The 18,300-nt window shown below is 62.5% G+C and carries 17 protein-coding genes; 9 read left to right on the top strand and 8 right to left on the bottom strand.

What is annotated here, in order from left to right:
- The first annotated feature begins 22 nt into the window (after positions 1-22).
- From C1X29_RS20290 to C1X29_RS20300, 3 genes are read left to right on the top strand one after another with little or no spacing between them, the layout of a single operon-like run.
- Positions 23-910, top strand: coding sequence for a DUF692 domain-containing protein (locus C1X29_RS20290; RefSeq protein ID WP_102718223.1), 888 nt, complete (start codon positions 23-25; stop codon positions 908-910).
- On the top strand, positions 907-1,665 hold the full coding sequence (locus tag C1X29_RS20295) for a DUF2063 domain-containing protein (protein WP_102718212.1): 759 nt from the start codon (positions 907-909) through the stop codon (positions 1,663-1,665). Before C1X29_RS20290 ends, C1X29_RS20295 begins: the two co-directional genes overlap by 4 nt.
- A complete protein-coding gene (locus C1X29_RS20300; protein ID WP_102718213.1) occupies positions 1,662-2,177 on the top strand; it encodes a DoxX family protein in 516 nt (171 codons plus the stop codon). The genes C1X29_RS20295 and C1X29_RS20300 overlap by 4 nt, the downstream gene beginning before the upstream one ends.
- Here C1X29_RS20300 and C1X29_RS20305 read toward each other — a convergent pair.
- Positions 2,126-3,034, bottom strand: a complete 909-nt coding sequence (locus tag C1X29_RS20305) for a LysR family transcriptional regulator (protein WP_102718214.1) — start codon at positions 3,032-3,034, stop codon at positions 2,126-2,128. The two genes, C1X29_RS20300 and C1X29_RS20305, sit on opposite strands and share 52 nt — an antisense overlap.
- A 103-nt stretch (positions 3,035-3,137) precedes the next feature.
- Here C1X29_RS20305 and C1X29_RS20310 point away from each other — a divergent pair, with 103 nt between their 5' ends.
- From C1X29_RS20310 to C1X29_RS20320, 3 genes are all read left to right on the top strand, one after another.
- Positions 3,138-3,737, top strand: coding sequence for a short chain dehydrogenase (locus C1X29_RS20310; protein WP_085748188.1), 600 nt, complete (start codon positions 3,138-3,140; stop codon positions 3,735-3,737).
- 59 nt (positions 3,738-3,796) lie between these two features.
- Positions 3,797-4,450, top strand: coding sequence for a COG3650 family protein (locus C1X29_RS20315; RefSeq protein WP_085748187.1), 654 nt, complete (start codon positions 3,797-3,799; stop codon positions 4,448-4,450).
- Positions 4,451-4,545: 95 nt separating this feature from the next.
- Positions 4,546-6,159 (top strand): NAD(P)/FAD-dependent oxidoreductase, encoded by a 1,614-nt coding sequence (locus C1X29_RS20320; RefSeq protein WP_102718215.1) that lies wholly within the window; start codon positions 4,546-4,548, stop codon positions 6,157-6,159.
- 66 nt (positions 6,160-6,225) lie between these two features.
- On the opposite strand, the gene C1X29_RS20325 is transcribed toward C1X29_RS20320, so the two are convergent.
- Positions 6,226-7,320: a PLP-dependent cysteine synthase family protein gene (locus C1X29_RS20325; RefSeq protein ID WP_102718216.1), complete on the bottom strand. Its 1,095-nt coding sequence runs from the start codon at positions 7,318-7,320 to the stop codon at positions 6,226-6,228.
- Positions 7,321-7,566: 246 nt separating this feature from the next.
- On the opposite strand from C1X29_RS20325, the gene nhaA reads away from it, so the two are divergent.
- Positions 7,567-8,754 (top strand): Na+/H+ antiporter NhaA, encoded by a 1,188-nt coding sequence (gene nhaA / locus C1X29_RS20330; RefSeq protein WP_102718217.1) that lies wholly within the window; start codon positions 7,567-7,569, stop codon positions 8,752-8,754.
- Between the two features lie 148 nt (positions 8,755-8,902).
- Here the strand turns inward: nhaA and C1X29_RS20335 are convergent, their stop codons facing one another.
- The gene (locus C1X29_RS20335; protein ID WP_007969461.1) at positions 8,903-9,367 is read right to left on the bottom strand and encodes a glycine zipper 2TM domain-containing protein; all 465 of its coding nucleotides are present in this window, start codon (positions 9,365-9,367) and stop codon (positions 8,903-8,905) included.
- Positions 9,368-9,533: 166 nt separating this feature from the next.
- On the opposite strand from C1X29_RS20335, the gene C1X29_RS20340 reads away from it, so the two are divergent.
- Complete coding sequence (locus tag C1X29_RS20340) at positions 9,534-9,770, top strand: hypothetical protein (protein ID WP_102718218.1); 237 nt, start codon at positions 9,534-9,536, stop codon at positions 9,768-9,770.
- A 5-nt stretch (positions 9,771-9,775) separates the two neighbouring features.
- Here C1X29_RS20340 and pdxH read toward each other — a convergent pair whose 3' ends face one another.
- From pdxH to dinG, 5 genes are all read right to left on the bottom strand, one after another.
- A complete protein-coding gene (gene pdxH / locus C1X29_RS20345; RefSeq protein WP_102718219.1) occupies positions 9,776-10,423 on the bottom strand; it encodes a pyridoxamine 5'-phosphate oxidase in 648 nt (215 codons plus the stop codon).
- A 24-nt stretch (positions 10,424-10,447) separates the two neighbouring features.
- Complete coding sequence (locus C1X29_RS20350; protein ID WP_102718220.1) at positions 10,448-11,551, bottom strand: OmpA family protein; 1,104 nt, start codon at positions 11,549-11,551, stop codon at positions 10,448-10,450.
- 113 nt (positions 11,552-11,664) lie between these two features.
- On the bottom strand, positions 11,665-12,810 hold the full coding sequence (locus C1X29_RS20355) for an EstA family serine hydrolase (RefSeq protein WP_011332785.1): 1,146 nt from the start codon (positions 12,808-12,810) through the stop codon (positions 11,665-11,667).
- 106 nt (positions 12,811-12,916) lie between these two features.
- Complete coding sequence (locus C1X29_RS20360) at positions 12,917-15,397, bottom strand: beta-galactosidase (RefSeq protein WP_102718221.1); 2,481 nt, start codon at positions 15,395-15,397, stop codon at positions 12,917-12,919.
- Positions 15,398-15,492: 95 nt separating this feature from the next.
- Positions 15,493-17,637, bottom strand: a complete 2,145-nt coding sequence (gene dinG / locus C1X29_RS20365) for an ATP-dependent DNA helicase DinG (RefSeq protein WP_007952008.1) — start codon at positions 17,635-17,637, stop codon at positions 15,493-15,495.
- A gap of 99 nt (positions 17,638-17,736) precedes the next feature.
- Between dinG and C1X29_RS20370 the strand changes: the two genes are divergently transcribed.
- Complete coding sequence (locus tag C1X29_RS20370) at positions 17,737-18,201, top strand: CopD family protein (RefSeq protein ID WP_085605351.1); 465 nt, start codon at positions 17,737-17,739, stop codon at positions 18,199-18,201.
- Positions 18,202-18,300: the final 99 nt, after the last annotated feature.

The following is an 18,300-nucleotide window of genomic DNA, read 5'->3' on the forward strand; positions in this document are numbered from 1 at the left end:
GGGAGCCGCCCGAGTGTCGATCATGATCACATCCTGCGACCATGCCTTGCGCCGCACTCGGGCAGCCCTCACCGGGCTCCCGTCCCGTGCCGGGCTGGGGCTCAAGAGCGAGCACTTCAGCGAAGTGCTCGATTCACGTCCGGACATCGGTTTCTTCGAAGTCCACGCCGAAAACTACATGGTGGCCGGCGGCCCGTTTCATCATTTTCTGGGTTTGATTCGCGACGCGTATCCGCTGTCGCTGCATGGCGTCGGGCTGTCCATCGGTGCCGAAGGCGCGCTGGATGTCCAGCACCTCAAACGCCTGGCCGCGCTGATCGAGCGCTATCAACCCCACTCCTTTTCCGAACACCTGGCCTGGTCAAGCCACGGCCCGGTGTTCCTCAATGACTTGTTGCCCCTGGCCTACGACAGGCAGACGCTGAACCGCGTCTGCGACCACATCGACCAGGTACAGAACACCCTCAAGCGTCCGATGCTGCTGGAAAACCCGGCGACCTATCTGGCGTTTCAGCGCTCGACCATCGACGAAGCCGATTTCATCCGTGAAATCATCCAGTGCAGTGGCTGCGGTCTGTTGCTGGACGTGAACAACGTCTACGTCTCGTGCATCAACCATCAGCGCGATCCCCTGGCTTATCTCGAAGCATTGCCGCTGCAAGCGGTGGGCGAGATTCATCTGGCCGGGTTTGCCGAAGATTCCGACAGCCTCGGTGATCGTTTGCTGATCGACGATCACGGCGCGCCAATCGATCAAGCGGTCTGGTCGTTGTACCGGCAAGCGCTGGAACGCGTCGGCCCGGTGGCGACGTTGATCGAACGTGACAATCAGGTGCCAGCCTTCAGTGTGCTGTTGGAGGAAGCGCAGCAGGCCGATGAGCTGTTGCTCTGCGCGGGAGGTCGGCCGTGAGCACTCAAGCTGCGTTCAGCGCGGCGTTGCTCGATACCGACCTGCCCTGCCCCGACGGTTTGTGCAGTGCCAACGGCGCCGATCCGGCCAGCCGTTTCGCGGTGTACCGCAACAATGTTCAGAGCTCGTTGATCAACGCACTGGCCGACAGTTATCCCGTGGTGATGCAGTTGGTGGGTGACGAATTCTTCCGGGCCATGGCCGGAATTTTCGTACAAAGCCATCCGCCACACAGTCCGTTGATGAGCGACTACGGCAGCGGGCTGGCGGACTTCATCAGTGAGTTCGAACCAGCCGCGAGCGTTCCCTATCTGGCCGATGTCGCGCGGCTGGAACGCTTGCGCACGCAGGCCTACCACGCTGCCGATGTGTTGCCCCTGAGTCAGGAGCGGATCGCTGCTGTGTTTGCAGATGCCGATGCGCTGAATGAACTGCGCATCAGCCTGCACCCTTCGCTGCATCTGCTCGATTCAAGCTTCGCCGTGGTGGACATCTGGGCCGCGCATCAACACGACGCGACGCTGGCCGGGATCGATCTGCATCACGCCCAACACGCGCTGATCCTGCGCAATGGACTGGAAGTCGAGGTGTTCACCGTGGATCGCGGCGCCAGCCAGTTTATTCGCCAGCTCAAGTCTGGCCTGTCACTGACCCAGGCGCTGGAATCCGCCGAGACCTTCGACCTCAGCCAGACCCTCGCCCTGCTCATCAGCCGCCACGTCATCACTCATTTCCACCCAAAGGTGTTGTCATGAACAGTCTCATTGCCCGCGCCATCGCGCTGCTGGAGAAAATCCCTCACAGCCTCATCGCATTCATCGCGCGTTTTTCCATCGCGGCGGTGTTCTGGAAATCCGGGCAGACCAAGGTCGAAGGGCTGGCCGTCGACCTGATCGATGGCACGTTCGAGTTCGGCTGGCCACGTCTGGCGGACTCGACGATTCCGTTGTTCAAGAGCGAGTACCACGTGCCGCTGCTGTCGCCGGAAATCGCTGCACATCTGGCCGCGTTTGCCGAACACTTCTTCCCGATCCTGATCCTCGTCGGCTTTGCCACACGTTTTTCGGCGCTGGCGTTGCTGGGCATGACCCTGACCATTCAGCTGTTCGTGTACCCGGATGCCTACCCGACTCACGGTACCTGGATGGCGGTGTTGCTGTACTTGATGGCAACCGGGCCGGGCAAACTGTCGATCGATCACCTGATCGCCAGGCACTACAACCGGTCCAGCGCCTCGCCGCTGAGCTTGAACCAGCCGATCAGGTAATCCGCCAGCACCTGGGTGCGTTTCGGCAACCCGCCCTGATACGGGTGCACCAGGTACATCGGCATGCGCCGGGTCTGAAAATCGCGAAAGAGCCAGCGCAATCGGCCGTCAGCCAATTCCGCCTGCAATAGATAGGACGGCAGGCGAGCGATCCCGGCGCCGGCCAATGCGGCTTTCTTCAACAGGTTGTAGTGATTACTGGCGAACGGCCCCGACACCCGCACCCGCAGCAGTTCGTGCTGTTGGTGATAGAGCCATTCCTCGCGGCCGCTGTAGTGACTGTTGAGCAGGCAACGGTGTTCGGCCAATGCTTGCGGCGTCAGCGGTTCGCCAAAGCGCTCCAGATATTCAGGGCTGGCGCAGGTCATTTCCTGCCAGGCCAGCAGTGGTCTGGCCACCAGTCGCTCGTCATTGGCCACTTCAGTGCGGATCGCCAGATCAAAGCCGTCGCGGGACAGGTCGCGGTAGCTGTTATTCAGCTCCAGTTCGATCTGCACTTCGGGGTATTTCTGCGAGAAGTCCAGCAGCAGGCCATCGAAGAAAGTTTCCCCCAGCGAAACCGGAACCGTCATACGCACCGGGCCGGCCATGTCGTCCTTCAATCGCGCCAATGCCTGACGCGCTCGCTCCACCTGGACGACAAGCGCCTGAGCCTGCGGCAACAACGCCGCACCGGCCGCCGTCAGGCTCAGCCGACGCGTAGTACGTTGCAACAACACCACGGAAAACCGTGCCTCCAGCTGACTGATGCGCTTGGACAACTGCCCCTTGCTGCACCCCAATTGCTGCGCTGCCAAGGTAAAACTGCCGGCCTCGATCAACACCGCGAACGCCGCCAGATCATCCATCTCGCTCATGGATTGTTTCCATTTGAAAACCAAAGGTTGCCCATTAGTGCGCTTATCCGCAGAAAAAACCACTCTAGACTGAAACCTCGTTCAATCACTTGAGGCAATCACGATGAAAATTCTGTTGATCGGCGCGGGCGGCACCATCGGTTCGGCCGTGGACAAAGAGCTGTCGCAGCGTCATGAAGTCATTCGTATCGGTCGCAGCAGCGGCGATTTCCAGGTGGATATCAGCGACAGCGCATCGATCCGCAAGCTGTTCGAACAGACCGGCAAGTTCGACGCTCTGGTCTGCGCCGCTGGCAACGTGACCTTCGCCCCACTGGGTGAAATGACCGAAGACAGCTTCGCCCTCGGTCTGGAAGACAAGTTGATGGGCCAGGTCAATCTGCTGCTGATCGGCCGTGAGTTCGCCAACGACGGCGCATCGTTCACCTTCACCACCGGCGTGCTCAGCCACGATCCGATCCGCAGCGGCGCTTCGGCTGCACTGGTCAACGGCGCGCTGGACAGCTTCGTCCGCGCAGCGGCCATCGAACTGCCACGCGGCCTGCGGGTGAACTCGATCAGCCCGACCGTGCTGGTCGAAGCCATGGACAGCTACGCCCCGTACTTCCGTGGCTATAAGCCGGTTCCTGCGGCGGATGTGGCATTGGCCTACGCCAAAAGTGTCGAAGGCTTGCAGACAGGTCAGACATTTCACGTGGGCTAAACCCTTGTGATGAACGGTCAGCCTGCGTAACGTGAAGGCACTTGTCTGGAGAGCCAAAGATGCGTGTTGCCCGTTCCCTGATCGTTGTTGCCCTGCTCCCGTTGTTTGCCGCGTGCCAGTTGTTCGATGGTGCGCGGGAAAGCGCTTCCCACGTCGGCCAGACGCGGATGCAGGGGCAACTGACCGCTGCCGACGGCAAACTGGTGTTCCAGGCCTGCGGCGAGCAGCGCCAGTACGTGGTCAATGACATCGGCGGCACCAGCGTCCTGCAAGAGGCCGCCACCCTGGCCGATCAACAGGGCAAGCTGTTTGCCGACGTGCGCGGGAAGATCGCCGGCGACCGCCTCGACCTGACCCAGTTGTACCGTGTCGAACGCTCCGGCACCGCCTGCGACGATCCCAACTTCAAACAGTTGATCCTGCGCGCCGCCGGTCATGGTCCGGAATGGAACGTCAAGGTCAGCGGCAAGGGCCTGGTCATCGACCGCGAAGGCCAGCCGCCGCTCGCCGTGCCTTACGTCGAAGAGCAACTGGGCGACGGCCGTTTCAATCTCAGCAGCGAAGCCAACAACCAGCGCATCGAGCTGTGGGTGGCGCCGCAGCGCTGCGTCGACAGCAGCACCGGCAGCGTGCAGCACATGAGCGCCGAGCTGCGTATCGACGGCAAGGTGCAGCGTGGTTGCGGGTATTTCGGCGGTTCGCGTAACGACTGATCGTTTTACCCTCACGGGATCCGGCCGATGCGGCTTATAATCGCCGCCTTCAAACGCCCTGGCGCAGTTGTGCGCCCCGCGAACCGGATCCTGTCATGTTACGAATCACCGAACTCAAGCTGCCGATCGACCATCCCGACGAAGACCTGCGCGCTGCCATCGTGCAACGCCTGGGCATCGCCAGCGATGACCTGCTCGATTTCACCTTGTTCAAGCGCAGCTACGATGCGCGCAAAAAGTCCTCCGAACTGTGCTTCATCTACACCATCGACCTCGAAGTGCGCGACGAGGCCAAAGTGCTGGGCAAGTTCGCCGACGACCGTAACGTCAACGTGGCGCCGGATGTCAGCTACAAATTCGTCGGCCAGGCGCCCAGCGACCTGAGCCAGCGCCCGATCGTGGTCGGTTTCGGCCCGTGCGGGATCTTCGCCGGCCTGTTGCTGGCGCAGATGGGCTTCAAGCCGATCATCCTCGAGCGCGGCACCGAAGTGCGCCAGCGCACCAAGGACACCTGGGGCCTGTGGCGCAAAAGCGTGCTCAATCCCGAGTCCAACGTGCAGTTCGGCGAAGGCGGCGCAGGCACGTTCTCCGACGGCAAGCTGTACAGCCAGATCAAGGATCCGAAATTCCTCGGCCGTAAAGTCCTGCACGAATTCGTGAAGGCCGGTGCGCCGGAAGAAATCCTCTACGTCAGCAAACCGCACATCGGTACGTTCCGTCTGACCGGCATGGTCGAGACCATGCGCGAAGAGATCCGCGCTCTGGGCGGCGAAGTGCGCTTCCAGGAACGCGTCACCGACGTGCTGATCGAGGACGGTCAACTGGTCGGCGTCGAGCTGGCCAGCGGCGAAACCCTGCACTCCAGACACGTGATCCTGGCGCTGGGCCACAGTGCCCGCGATACCTTCCACATGCTCCACAGCCGTGGCGTGTTCATGGAAGCCAAGCCGTTCTCGGTGGGTTTCCGTATCGAGCACCCGCAATCGCTGATCGACCGCGCACGTCTTGGCAAGTATGCCGGACACCCTAAATTGGGCGCCGCCGACTACAAACTGGTGCACCACGCCAAGAACGGCCGTTCGGTCTACAGCTTCTGCATGTGCCCGGGCGGTACCGTGGTGGCGGCGACTTCCGAGCCGAACCGCGTGGTCACCAACGGCATGAGCCAGTACTCGCGTAACGAGCGCAATGCCAACTCCGGCATCGTCGTCGGCATCACCCCGGAAGTCGATTATCCGGGCGGTCCGCTGGCCGGTATCGAGTTGCAGGAACGTCTGGAATCCCACGCCTTCATCCTCGGCGGCAGCGACTACAAGGCGCCGGCGCAACTGGTCGGCGACTTCATCGCCGGCACACCATCCACCGCGCTGGGCGAAGTCGAGCCGTCGTACAAACCGGGCGTCTCGCTGGGCGATCTGGCCCTGGCCCTGCCGGACTTCGCCATCGAAGCCATTCGTGAGGCCCTGCCGGCGTTCGAGAAGCAGATTCGCGGTTACTCGCTGCACGATGCGGTGCTGACCGGGATCGAGACCCGCACCTCGTCGCCGCTGCGCATCACACGAAATGAATCGCTGCAGAGCATGAACGTCAAAGGTCTGTTCCCGGCCGGTGAAGGCGCGGGTTATGCGGGCGGGATTCTGTCGGCGGGTGTCGATGGCATTCGCATCGCGGAAGCCGTGGCGCGTGACATCCTCGGTTTGAAAGACTGATCCGCAACACCTGAAGCAATACAAAAACCTGTGGGAGCGAATTCGCTCCCACAGTCGTTTTCGGCGTCAGATATTGGCGCGCAGAACCGAGGCCGGCAGCGCGTCACCTTGCTCGGCACTCGCTGCCACAGCCGCCATCAATCCCTCCAGCTCATAGCCCTGCGCCTTGAGCCACGCTGGATCGTAATAGGTGTCTGCGTAACGCTCGCCGCCATCGCACAGAATCGCCACGATCGAGCCCGACTCCCCCGCCGCTTTCATCTGCTGCGCCGCCATCAGCGCGCCGATCAGGTTGGTGCCGCTCGACCCGCCCACATGCCGGCCCAGACGCTGCGCCAGGTAATGCATGGCCGCCAGCGACAAGGCGTCCGGCACCTTGACCATCGCATCGATGACCTTCGGCAGGAACGACGCTTCCACTCGTGGCCGGCCGATCCCTTCGATGCGTGAACCGTGGTCCAGACGCAAACTCGCGTCGCCGGTCTGGTAGAAGTCGAAGAACACCGAACGCTCGGCATCGGCGCACAGCACGCGGGTGCAGTGCTGGCGATAACGCACGTAACGCCCGAGGGTCGCGGTGGTGCCGCCGGTGCCGGGACTGGAAATCAGCCAGGCCGGGCACGGGTGCTGTTCGTAACGCATCTGCTGGAAGATCGACTCGGCGATATTGTTGTTCGCCCGCCAGTCAGTGGCGCGTTCGGCGTAGGTGAACTGGTCGATGAAGTGACCGTCGTGTTCGCGGGCCAGGCGTTCGGATTCGGCGTAGATCTGGGTCGGATCGTCCACCAGATGACTCTGGCCTCCATAGAACGCGATCTGCGCAATTTTTTCCTTGGAGGTGGTCGCCGGCATCACCGCAATGAATGGCAGGCCGAGCATCCGCGCGAAATACGCCTCGGAAATCGCCGTCGAACCGCTGGACGCCTCGATCACCGGCGCGCCGGGTTTAAGCCAGCCGTTACACAAGGCATAGAGAAACAGCGAACGGGCCAGCCGATGCTTGAGGCTGCCGGTCGGGTGGCTGGACTCGTCCTTGAAGTACAACTCGATGCCCGGGAACCCCGGCAGCGGCAAGGGGATCAGGTGGGTGTCGGCGCTGCGCTGGAAGTCCGCTTCGATGATCCGGATGGCTTCGCGGGCCCACTGTCGGTTGTCGCTCATGGCTGTCGTTCTCGTTGAATCGGGCAGAAGTGCCTTCACAGGCTCAGCCCCCAAGCTTAGGAAAAATCCCACGGCACCGACAGATACAGCTGAGCTTCAATCCCTCGGGCAACTGCTAGGCTCTGCTGCATGTCGGCCTGGCGCTCTGTAACCGCATATAACAAAAAAGAATATAACTTTTGTTTTAACAACTAACGGTACGGGTTAGGGTGTGCCACCTTTTGACTTTATCGATGGAGAGCGACCTTGCCTCTGCGTAGCACTTTCACGCGTTTCTTTCAGTTGGAAGCTGCCAGCGGTCTGTTACTGATCGCCGCGGCCATCCTGGCTCTAATCATCAACAACTCGCCGCTGTCGTGGTTGTACACCGGCGTGCTCGACACCCCGGTGGTGGCGCAGATCGGCGCGTTGAAGATCGCCAAGCCCCTGCTGCTGTGGATCAACGACGGCCTAATGGCGCTGTTTTTCCTGCTGATCGGCCTGGAAGTGAAGCGCGAAGTCCTCGACGGCCAGTTGTCGAAACCGTCGCAGATCGTCCTTCCCGGCGCGGCGGCCATCGGCGGCATGCTGGTGCCGGCGCTGATCTACTGGTTCCTCAACCGCGACAACCCGGGCGCCCTCGACGGCTGGGCGATTCCGACCGCCACCGACATCGCCTTCGCCCTCGGCGTGCTGGCCTTGCTCGGCAAGCGCGTGCCGGTGTCGCTGAAGCTGTTCCTGATGACCCTGGCGATCATCGATGACCTCGGCGCCATCGTGATCATCGCGATCTTCTACTCCGGCGAACTGTCGACCCTGTCGCTGGGCCTGGCGGCGGCGTGCATCGCGGCGCTGGTGGCGATGAACCGGCTCGGCGTGGTCAAGCTCGGGCCGTACATGATCATTGGTTTGATCCTCTGGGTCTGCGTACTCAAGAGCGGTGTCCACGCGACGCTGGCCGGCGTGACCCTGGCGTTCTGCATCCCGCTGCGCACCAAGAATGCCGAACCTTCGCCGCTGCTGACCCTCGAACACGCGCTGCACCCGTGGGTGGCCTACGGCATCCTGCCGCTGTTCGCCTTCGCCAACGCCGGCCTGTCGCTGACCGGCGTGACCGCCGAAAGCTTCACCCACCACGTCCCGATGGGCATCGCCGTCGGCCTGCTGCTGGGCAAGACCCTCGGCGTGTTCGGCCTGACCTGGCTCGCCGTCAAGACCGGCATCGCCGCCCTGCCCCAGGGCGCCAATTGGGGCCAGGTGCTGGGCGTGGCGATCCTCTGCGGGATCGGCTTCACCATGAGCCTGTTTGTCGGCTCCCTCGCCTTCGTGCCGGGCGCCAGTGAATACGCCGGGATGGACCGGATGGGCATTCTCACCGGGTCGGTGTTCGCGGCATTGATCGGTTATGCAGTGACATTGGCGGCGAGCAGAAAGAACAGCGCGCTGCCTTCCTGATACTCCGTGGATCACTGTAGAGAACAATCCCCACGTCTTTAGAGACGCGTCCTGCAGCCACGATTTTCCTGCTTCGTTAATGCCGAAAACCAACAAAAAACCCCGACCAGTCACCTGATCGGGGTTTTCTTTTACCGCTTGTTCGCGCTTAGTGCGAAACGCGGCTGGTGCCGCCAACGGTCGAAATCCGTACCCGCTCGCCTACGCGGAACACTTCATTCTCCTGAACCTGCTGCACGTAGGCGCGCATGCTGCCGTCGTCTTCGCGCACGGTGATTTCAACACCTTGAGTGCGGGTCAGGCCTTCTTCAGTGGCCGAACCGATCAGGCCGCCGGCCACGGCACCGATAACGGCTGCAACGATGCTGCCTTTGCCGCCGCCGATGGCACTGCCGCCAACACCGCCAACCACTGCACCGGCTGCACCACCAATCGGGGTTTTGGTGCCTTCGATTTTCACCGGACGCAGGGATTCGATGGTGCCCATGCGAATCGTCTGCACGCGACGCGCTTCGTCACGGGAGTAGGAGTCACCGGTCAGGCTCGACTGGCAGCCGGTCAGCAACATCGCCATCGTGGAAAAGGAAGCAACCAGCAGAACAGACTTACGCATAGCATCAACTCCAAAGGACAGGTATTCATTAAACTCCGCAGCTTGACGCCTGTCACGGCGTCGCCCGGATAAAATTGCTTTCATTCAGGCCCGGTACAGGCACCCGCGAACTCACCCAACAGTAGCGCCAAAATCCGTTTCCTGCGCCGCCGACCCAAGGATTTCCATGGATTACTTCATCATTGTCGTCACCACCGCCGCCGGTCTGTACTTCCACTGGTGGCTGTATGTGCGGATCAAACGCTGGATGGATCGCGATCTGGCATTGTCACTGGCCGGCAAGGATGAAGGCAAACGCGCGTTCATGCTCAAACGGCTGGAGCAGGCTCAGGCGCAGAAGATCAAGCGCCGGGACCTGCCGAAGTGGCTCCAAGCCGCTGCGGCAGACTATCCCGCTCGGTAGACTGCTCAAGGTGCCAGACGTTCAAGAATCCAGTTGGCGCCCTGCACACGGTAGTTGAGGCGATCGTGCAGACGGCTCGCGCGACCCTGCCAGAACTCGATGCGCTCAGGGAGCAAGCGATAGCCACCCCAGTGTTCCGGGCAGTGAGGCTGGGTGTCGGTGAAGCGTTGCTCGGTCGCCTTGAGCAAATCTTCCAGTTCACCCCGGCCGTTGATCACCCGGCTCTGCGGTGAGGCCCAGGCGCCGAGTCGGCTGCCCAGCGGTCGCACCTGATAGTAAGCGTCGGATTCTTCAGGCGAGACCTTCACCACCCGCCCTTCGATACGCACCTGGCGCTCCAGGGTCGGCCAGAAGAACGTCATGGCAGCGAACGGGTTCGCCGCCAGATGCTGGCCCTTGGCACTTTCGTAGTTGGTGAAGAAGGTGAAGCCCTGCTCGTCCAGCCCCTTGAGCAGCAGAATGCGGCAATGCGGACGGCCGTCCGCATCCACCGTGGCCAGGGTCATCGCGTTGGCTTCCACTGGCGCCTGTTCGGTTTTCACCGCTTCGGCAAACCACTGGTGAAACAACGCAAAGGGCTCGGCCGGGGCTTGCGCCTCGGTCAGGCCGTCCCGGGTGTAATCACGACGCATATCTGCCAGAGACTGGGTCACGGCGCATTCCTTTTCGTTAGCGGATCACTTTTTGGTGGTATCGGTCGCAGCGACTTTCTTGTCGGTTGCGGCAGCTTTGGCGGGCGCGGTCTTTTTCGCCGGAGCCTTGGCCGGGGCCTTCTTCGCTGGAGCCTTGGCAGCAGCTTTCTTGGCTGGAGCCTTTTTGGTGGCCGGTACAGCGGCTTTCTTAGCTGCCGGCGCCGGGGTCACCGGTTTGGCGGCAGGCTTGACGTCCTGGGCAGCAACCATGGTCACTGGCTTCGGTGCTGGCATGTTGTATTTGCTCAGCAGCGCGACCATGGTGTTCTGCGGGGTCACCAGCAGCTCGACACGGCGGTTCAGGGCACGGCCTTCAGCGCTGTCGTTGGCGGCACGCGGCGCTTCGGAACCCATGCCGCGCAGCATCAGGCGATCACGCTGCAGACCGCTGAGGCGGAAGATTGCCGCCACAGCCTGGGCGCGTTCCTGGCTCAACTTGACGTTGGCCGGAGCGGCACCGGTGGTGTCACTGTGACCGAGCACCAGCACGGCGGTTTTCGGGTCGGCTTCGAGGATTTTCGCAACGCGGGTGAACGGGCCGAGGGTCACTGGCAGCAGCATCGCCGGACGATCCGGGTTGAACGAGCCTTCCACCGGCGCGGTCACGACCAGTACGTTTTCACGGCGCTCGAGTTGCAGGTTGCTGTCCTTGATCGCGGTGCGCAGGCGCGGCTCGTAGTCATCCAGCCAGGCCTGAGTCACTTTCGGATCAGGCATCGGTACGACCTTGGCCGTGTCCTGCTCCTTGCCGCCGAACGGCCACCACCATTTGCCACCCTTGTCGGCCTCGGCCTTGGCAACTTCGACCGGCTTGGCTTCGGGTTTGGCTTCAGCTTTCACTTCAGCCTTGGCCGCCGAGTCGTCCGAGCCAAACGGCCAGTACCACGGACTGCTGCTCTCAGCCTTGGCCACTGGCGCGGTAGCGGCCGGTTTCAACGGCGCAGGCGCCGAAGCCGGTTCCTTGGCTGCGACTTTGTCGGAAGAACCGAACGGCCACCAGCTGCCGCCATCGGCGTCGTTCTTCGGAGTCTGTGCACAACCGGTGATTGCGAAACACAGGGCCAGGGCGAGAGTTTGTTTGGACGACATTGGAAACCCACAAAAAGAAGTAGTGAACAATCAGAGGACTTTCGCCCGGATAAACAGACGCTTTGAAACGAAATTCGCCATGAGGTTCCGGCCCTGGAACCTCGGACGATGCTTTACAGACAAGTGGCAAGTACCCGCGCCAGCTTCTGCGCGCGCGGATCCATCAAGACGTACGGCCCCAGTGTATTTGTCACAAATCCGAAGGCCACATCGTGCTCCGGATCAGCAAAACCGATGGAACCGCCTGCACCCGGATGGCCGAATGCACGCGGGCCGAGGCCGTAGGTGGCGTTTGGCACATCAGGCTGATCGAGCATGCAACCGAGACCGAAACGGGTGCGGGTCAGCAAGGTTTTGTCCTCGCCGAGGCTGTGTTCACGGGTCAGTTCGTCGAGCATTTCGCTTTCCAGCAGGCTGCCGTCGAGCAGACCGGCGTAGAACCCGGCCAGGCTGCGTGCATTGCCGTGGCCGTTGGCCGCCGGTTGCTGCATACGGCGCCATTCCGGTTTGTTGGTGCTGGTGAGCACCGACGGCGGATTGGTGAAGGCCCGGGTGGTCATGGCCGTCGGTTCGCGCATGGTCACTTGCAGCAGGCGCTGGGCAGCGGCGTCGCCAGTATTGCCCTTGCCCCGGGCGATGTGCGCAACACGATGGAATTCCTCGTCGGCCAAACCGACATGGAAATCCAGCCCCAGCGGTTTGGCGACCCGCGCCACAATCGATTCCCCCGGCCCGCGACCGTCGGCGCGCCGCAGCAATTCGCCGATCAGCCAGCCGTAGGTGATCGCGGCATAACCGTGACCAGTGCCAGGCGTCCACCACGGCGCTTCGGCGGCGAGAGCGTCGACCATGGTCTGCCAGTCATACAGCGCCTCAGGCGCCAGCAATTCGCGCAGGGCCGGGAGACCGGCCTGATGGCAAAGCAGTTGGCGCAGGGTGACGGATTCCTTGCCGGCAGCGGCGAATTCCGGCCAGTAACGGGCGACCGGCGCATCGAGCTGCAACTTGCCTTCGGCAACCAGTTGCAGCGCGGTGACGGCGGTGAAGGTCTTGGTGCAGGAGAACAGGTTGGCGATGGTGTCGCTGTGCCAGGCCTCGGCGCCGTCCTTGTCGGCGGTGCCGGACCAGAGGTCGAGGACGGTTTCGCCGCCGACCCGAATGCACAACGCGGCGCCGCGTTCCTGGGGATCGTCGAACAGTGCGGCGAAGGCTTCGCGCACCGCTTCGAATTGAAGCTCGTAATGGCCCTGAATCTGCACCCGCAACTCCCCCGCGAAAACGCTCTACAAAGTGGCCCGCATTGTTCCAGCCCGTGAGGGTTTTGGGAACCGCTGCGGGCCGGGCGGTCTTCAGGTTTCGTATCGATCAGTGACCGTTGCCGGAATGCCCGCCTGTGTGGCCAGCCCCCTGTCCCGCGCCTTTGCCGGCGTCTGCCTTGCGGCCGCCTTCGGCTTCGTGGCCGGTCTTGTCCGCTGCGGCAGCCGCTTTCTGCGCCTCTTTGCTCAACTGATCGACGGTCGCCAGGTTGCTCTTGCGCACGGCTTCGACAAAACCCTGGAACGGCAGATCGGTGACACCGACCAGACCAAAGTGCCCGTTCTCGCCATCGAGCAGGCGCCCGGTCACCGGTTGGTCCAGAAACTGGAACCAGTGCACGCCGACAATCGACGGCTCGCTCAGCGCCTGTTTGAGGAAGTTGGCGTAGGCCGGGCCGCGGTCTTCTTCCTTGCTCAACGGGGTCACGCCGCCCCAGAACGGGCCACGGTCAGTGGAGCCGAAGTTGAACTCGGTGATCAGCACCGGTTTGTCGAGGCTGCGCAGCGCGCCGAAGTCATAGCCGTCCTGCGGTTGCAGGGTGTACATGTTGAAGCTCAGCACGTCGCAATACTGGGCGCAGGAGGCCACCGCTTCCGGGGTGCTGGTGGCAAAACGGCCACCGAGCAGCAACTGGTTCGGCGCGTGCCATTTCAGCGAGTCGGAAATGGTCTTGAAGTACGTGTCGGCGAAGACCTTCTGGAAGTATTTGAAGTCGGCCTCGATTTCCGGATGCTCAGGATTCGGCAGCGGCGCCTCGAAACCCGGGTCTTCCATCAATTCCCATGCCGGCAGATCCATGCCCCAGGCCTTCGACAGCCCCGCCTGATTGCGGTACTTGTCGCGCAACTGCTTGAGGAACGCGCGTTTGGCCGGAACGTCGGTGGTCATTTTCAAGGTGCCGTAGGCCAGCGCGTAACGGGATTTCGGATCATCACCAGGGCCGGCCCAGGCCAGTTCGTTGTCGGCGAAGTAGCCGATCAGCCACGGATCATCGCGATGATCACGGGCGGCAATCGCCACGGCGCGTTCGGTGGCCATGGCGAAACGCGGATCGAACGGGTCAGGCATGCCGCCCCACCAGTCGGTGCCGGTGCTGATGCTGGTGTAATCGCCGACGATCGACAGCGGCAAGGTGTACGGCATGCGCTCGGCGTCACCGAGGACGGGCGCGCTCCAGTTACCGACCGTGTTGAAGCCCCAGGCTTGCAGACGATCAAGGGTGTGGCTGGCCCACTTTTGCTCGTCGACCGTGTTCGTGCACGGCTTCGCAACGCTTTGCCCGCTGGTGGCTGCCGACTCGGCGACCCCGGCTTTCGGCTGTTCGGAGGCGGCGACCGGTGCACTGGCGTTGGTCGCGGCTTCTTCTACGGCCCCTGCCTTGGCGGCTTCGGCGACTCCGGCCTTGTTGCCGCTGTCCTGGGTGCACGGCTCGCCATACAGACGCTGAAGGTTGGCGCCGTAGAAGTCGTACCAGCGACCGAAGTTGTAGCCTCGACCCTGATCGACACCGTTGCCGCCACGGTTGTCGCCTTCGCCGAAATGGCTGGCCAGCGGCTCTTCAGGTTTTGGCAGGGATTCGAACATGTACTCGCGGCCGGCCACGTAGGTCTGGTTGACCTCCGGGCTGACGGTGTTTACACCCAGGGAATAGAACGGATGGCCCTCGGGCGTCACCAGATACCAGCGGCCTTCACGCTTTTCGGTGCGGAAGAAACCGCTGGCCTTGAACGCCGGACCTTTGCTCCAACCACCGAACTTGTCCAGCGAGGATTTTTCGCGCTCGGCCAGCCAGGTGTTCAGTTGTTGCTGTTCTTTGGCGGCGGCGGATTTCAGTTGTTCGTCATTGGCGACTTTCTCTGGCCACTTGCCGCGAGTCGACTGGCCGTAGGCATCCACCAGATTGCCGTAGGCGGATTTGATCACTTCGCCTTCGTCCTGAACGCCAAAGCGCTCGAGCAACAGACTTTGCGCGGCTTTCGGCTGATCCATCGACAGGCTGACCGACACCACCTGGCTGCGATCCAGCTCACCGCTGCTGCTCGCCAGCAGGATGCGCTGCCCGTCGATCGTCATCGGCATCACCGGCCCGGCTTTCATGCCCTGGCTGAGTGGCGAGGTCGCGGTCAACGGCACCAGCAAGGTCTGCGCCGGGCCGGCCGGCAGGTCAACGCGACTGACCAGGGTCTTGCCGTCGTTGCTCTGGATTTGCACGTAGACGGTCACCGCCCAGTTCATCGCGCTCTGGATGCGCAGGCTCATCATGCCGGACTGCGACCAGTCCCAGGCACCCGTCTGCGGAGACAGACGCAAGGTCGGGCGGGCCACCGGATTGAACGTCACCCGGCGCAGCACTTCACCTTCCGGGGTCTGCTCGGCGTTGGCTTGCGGCAAGTCAGCGTTTTCGGTCGCCACTTTCACCACATCGGCGGGGCGGACAAAGTTGAACAGGGTCTGCTGGCCGGCAGGTGCCGCGAATAAAGGCGCAGCGAAAACCAGGGCAAAAATGGCAGGCAACGAACGACGAATCATGAGAACGGAATTCTCCCTAACGACCCGCAAGGGCCAATGGAAAAGCAGTGACAGAGAGATAGACAGCGCGGCGGGCAAAACTGCCCACCGATGTCTCAGGATATTTCACGACGGAAAGGAGGCAACGCATTGAGGATCGCCTTGCCGTAGCGCTGGGTGACCAGCCGCCGATCCAGCAAGGTGATAGTGCCGCGGTCTTCTTCGGTGCGCAGCAGACGGCCGCACGCCTGAACCAGCTTCAGCGAGGCATCGGGCACCGAGATTTCCATGAACGGATTGCCGCCCCGGGCTTCGATCCATTCCGACAGCGCGGCTTCGACCGGATCGTCCGGCACCGAGAACGGGATCTTGGCGATCACCACGTGTTCGCAGTAGGCGCCGGGCAAGTCCACGCCCTCGGCGAAACTGGCGAGGCCGAACAGCACGCTGGAATCACCGCCATCGACCCGCGCCTTGTGCTTGTTCAGGGTTTCCTGTTTCGACAGGTTGCCTTGAATGAACACTTGCTTGCGCCAGTCGCGGTCGAGGCCGTCGAACACGTCCTGCATCTGTTTGCGCGACGAGAACAGCACCAGACTGCCGCGAGAGCCTTCGACCAGCTCCGGCAGATCACGGATGATCGCGGCGGTGTGGGCGGCGGCATCGCGCGGATCGGCCTTCAGGTCCGGCACCCGCAACACGCCGGCATCGGCGTGATGGAACGGGCTCGGCACCACGGCAGTGACGGCTTTTTTCGGCAGACCGGCGCGCATGCGGAAACGGTCGAACGTGCCGAGCGCGGTCAATGTCGCCGAAGTCACCAGACAGCCATAGGCCACGTTCCACAGGCTGCGGCGCAGGGTTTCGGCGGCGAGGATCGGGCTGGCGTTGACCTCGATATCGAACAGCGAACCGCTTTCGGCCAGGGTCAGCCAGCGGGCCATCGGCGGGTTGTCTTCCGGGTCTTCGGCGGTGAACGCGGTCCACAGCTCCCAGTTGCCGGAAGCACGGGACAACAGGCTGCCGAACAGTGGATACCATTCTTCGGCCTGATTGCTGGCGATGCCGATGTTGACCTCGCCGTCCATGCCTTCCTTGAGCAGATCCGTCAGACGGGTGAACAGGTCGTTGAGGCGGGCGAAGCCTTTTTTCAGCTCGATGCCCATCTCGCGCATGTGTTCCGGAATCACCCCGCCGATGAAGCGATGACGCGGACGCTCGCGGCCTTCGACGTCTTCACCGGGCTTGAAATCAGCAATCTGTTCGCAGGCAGTGAACATGAACTGCTGCTGGGTCTTGATCTCCCGCGCCAGCTCCGGCACCTGCTCGATCAGCTTGCCGAGGTCGCCCGGCAGCGGGTGCTGGGCCAGCAGTTTGGTGAGGTTCTTGGCGGTGGTTTCCAGCCAGTCGGCGGTGGAACGCAGACGTGTGTAATGGGCGAAGTGGCCGATGGCCTTGTCCGGCAGGTGGTGGCCTTCGTCGAACACATAGATGGTGTCGCGCGGATCGGGCAAGACTGCCCCGCCGCCCAGCGCCAGATCGGCCAGCACCATGTCGTGGTTGGTGACGATCACGTCGACCTTGCCCATGCCTTCGCGGGCCTTGTAGAAGGCGCACTGGCCGAAGTTCGGGCAATGACGGTTGGTGCACTGGCTGTGATCGGTGGTCAGGCGCGCCCAGTCGGCGTCTTCCAGCGCGTTGGGCCAGCTGTCGCGGTCGCCGTCCCATTTATTGCCGGCGAGCTTCTCGATCATGCTGGTGAACAGCTTCTGGCTGGCCTCATCGACCTCGATCTTGAAGCCTTCTTCTTCGAACAGCTGCGCGGTGGCGGTCTGCGCATGGCCTTCCTGCAACAGCATGTCGAGCTTGGACAGGCACATGTAGCGGCCACGGCCCTTGGCCAGGGCGAAGCTGAAGTTCAGCCCGCTGTTGCGCATCAGGTCGGGCAAGTCCTTGTAGACGATCTGCTCTTGCAGGGCGACGGTCGCGGTGGCGATCACCAGGCGTTTGCCGGCCAGTTTGGCGGTCGGGATCGCCGCCAGGCTGTAGGCCACGGTCTTGCCGGTACCGGTGCCGGCTTCCACCGCGACAATCGCGGGGTCGCCACTGCGCCGGCCTTCGTCGTCGGTGTCGATATCCCCGAGAACCTTGGCGACTTCAGCGATCATCAGGCGCTGGCCGTAACGCGGCTTGAGGCTCTTGGCCTCTAGAAAACGCGAGTAGGCGCCCTGGATCGTGGTTTTGAGTTCAGTGCTGATCATTGAGTGTCGGGCGCAAAAAACGCTGGATAAATTTTCAGTGGTTCGGTTCGGCGGCTATCATACCCCGCGAATCGATCCTGCGCAGAACGGAGTACCCCAATGACACCTTTTAGCCTCGTTTACCCCATCCATGTACTGGCCGCACTGGTGTGGGTCGGCGGTATGTTTTTCGCCTGGATGGTCCTGCGCCCCGCGGCCATGAAGGCACTGGACGGCCCCGGGCGCCTGACGCTCTGGGTGGAAGTGTTTCAAGGTTTTTTTCGTTGGGTGTGGGGAGCGGTGATTCTGCTGCCGGTCACCGGGGTGGGCATGCTGCATCTGCAACACATCGCCTTCGATAACGCGCCGCGTTATGTGCAGGTGATGATGGGTTTGTATGTGGTGATGACCGCGCTGTTCATCCGGATTCAGGCATTGATGCTGCCGGAGTTGCGCACGGCGGTGCAGGCGAAGGACTGGCCGGCGGGCGCGGCGGTGCTGGGGCGGATTCGCAAGGTGGTGGGGTTCAATCTGCTGGTCGGGGTGGTGCTGGTGACGGTGGCTGCTGCGCGGCCCTCGTTCTGACGAGCGCACCCTGACTGATACCTGATCGTTCCCACGCTCTGCGTGGGAATGCAGCCCGTGACGCTCCGCGTCACTGGACGCGGAGCGTCCCTTGAGGCA

The organism is Pseudomonas sp. GW456-12-10-14-LB2 (assembly GCF_002884345.1).
Classification (GTDB): domain Bacteria; phylum Pseudomonadota; class Gammaproteobacteria; order Pseudomonadales; family Pseudomonadaceae; genus Aquipseudomonas; species Aquipseudomonas paraglycinae.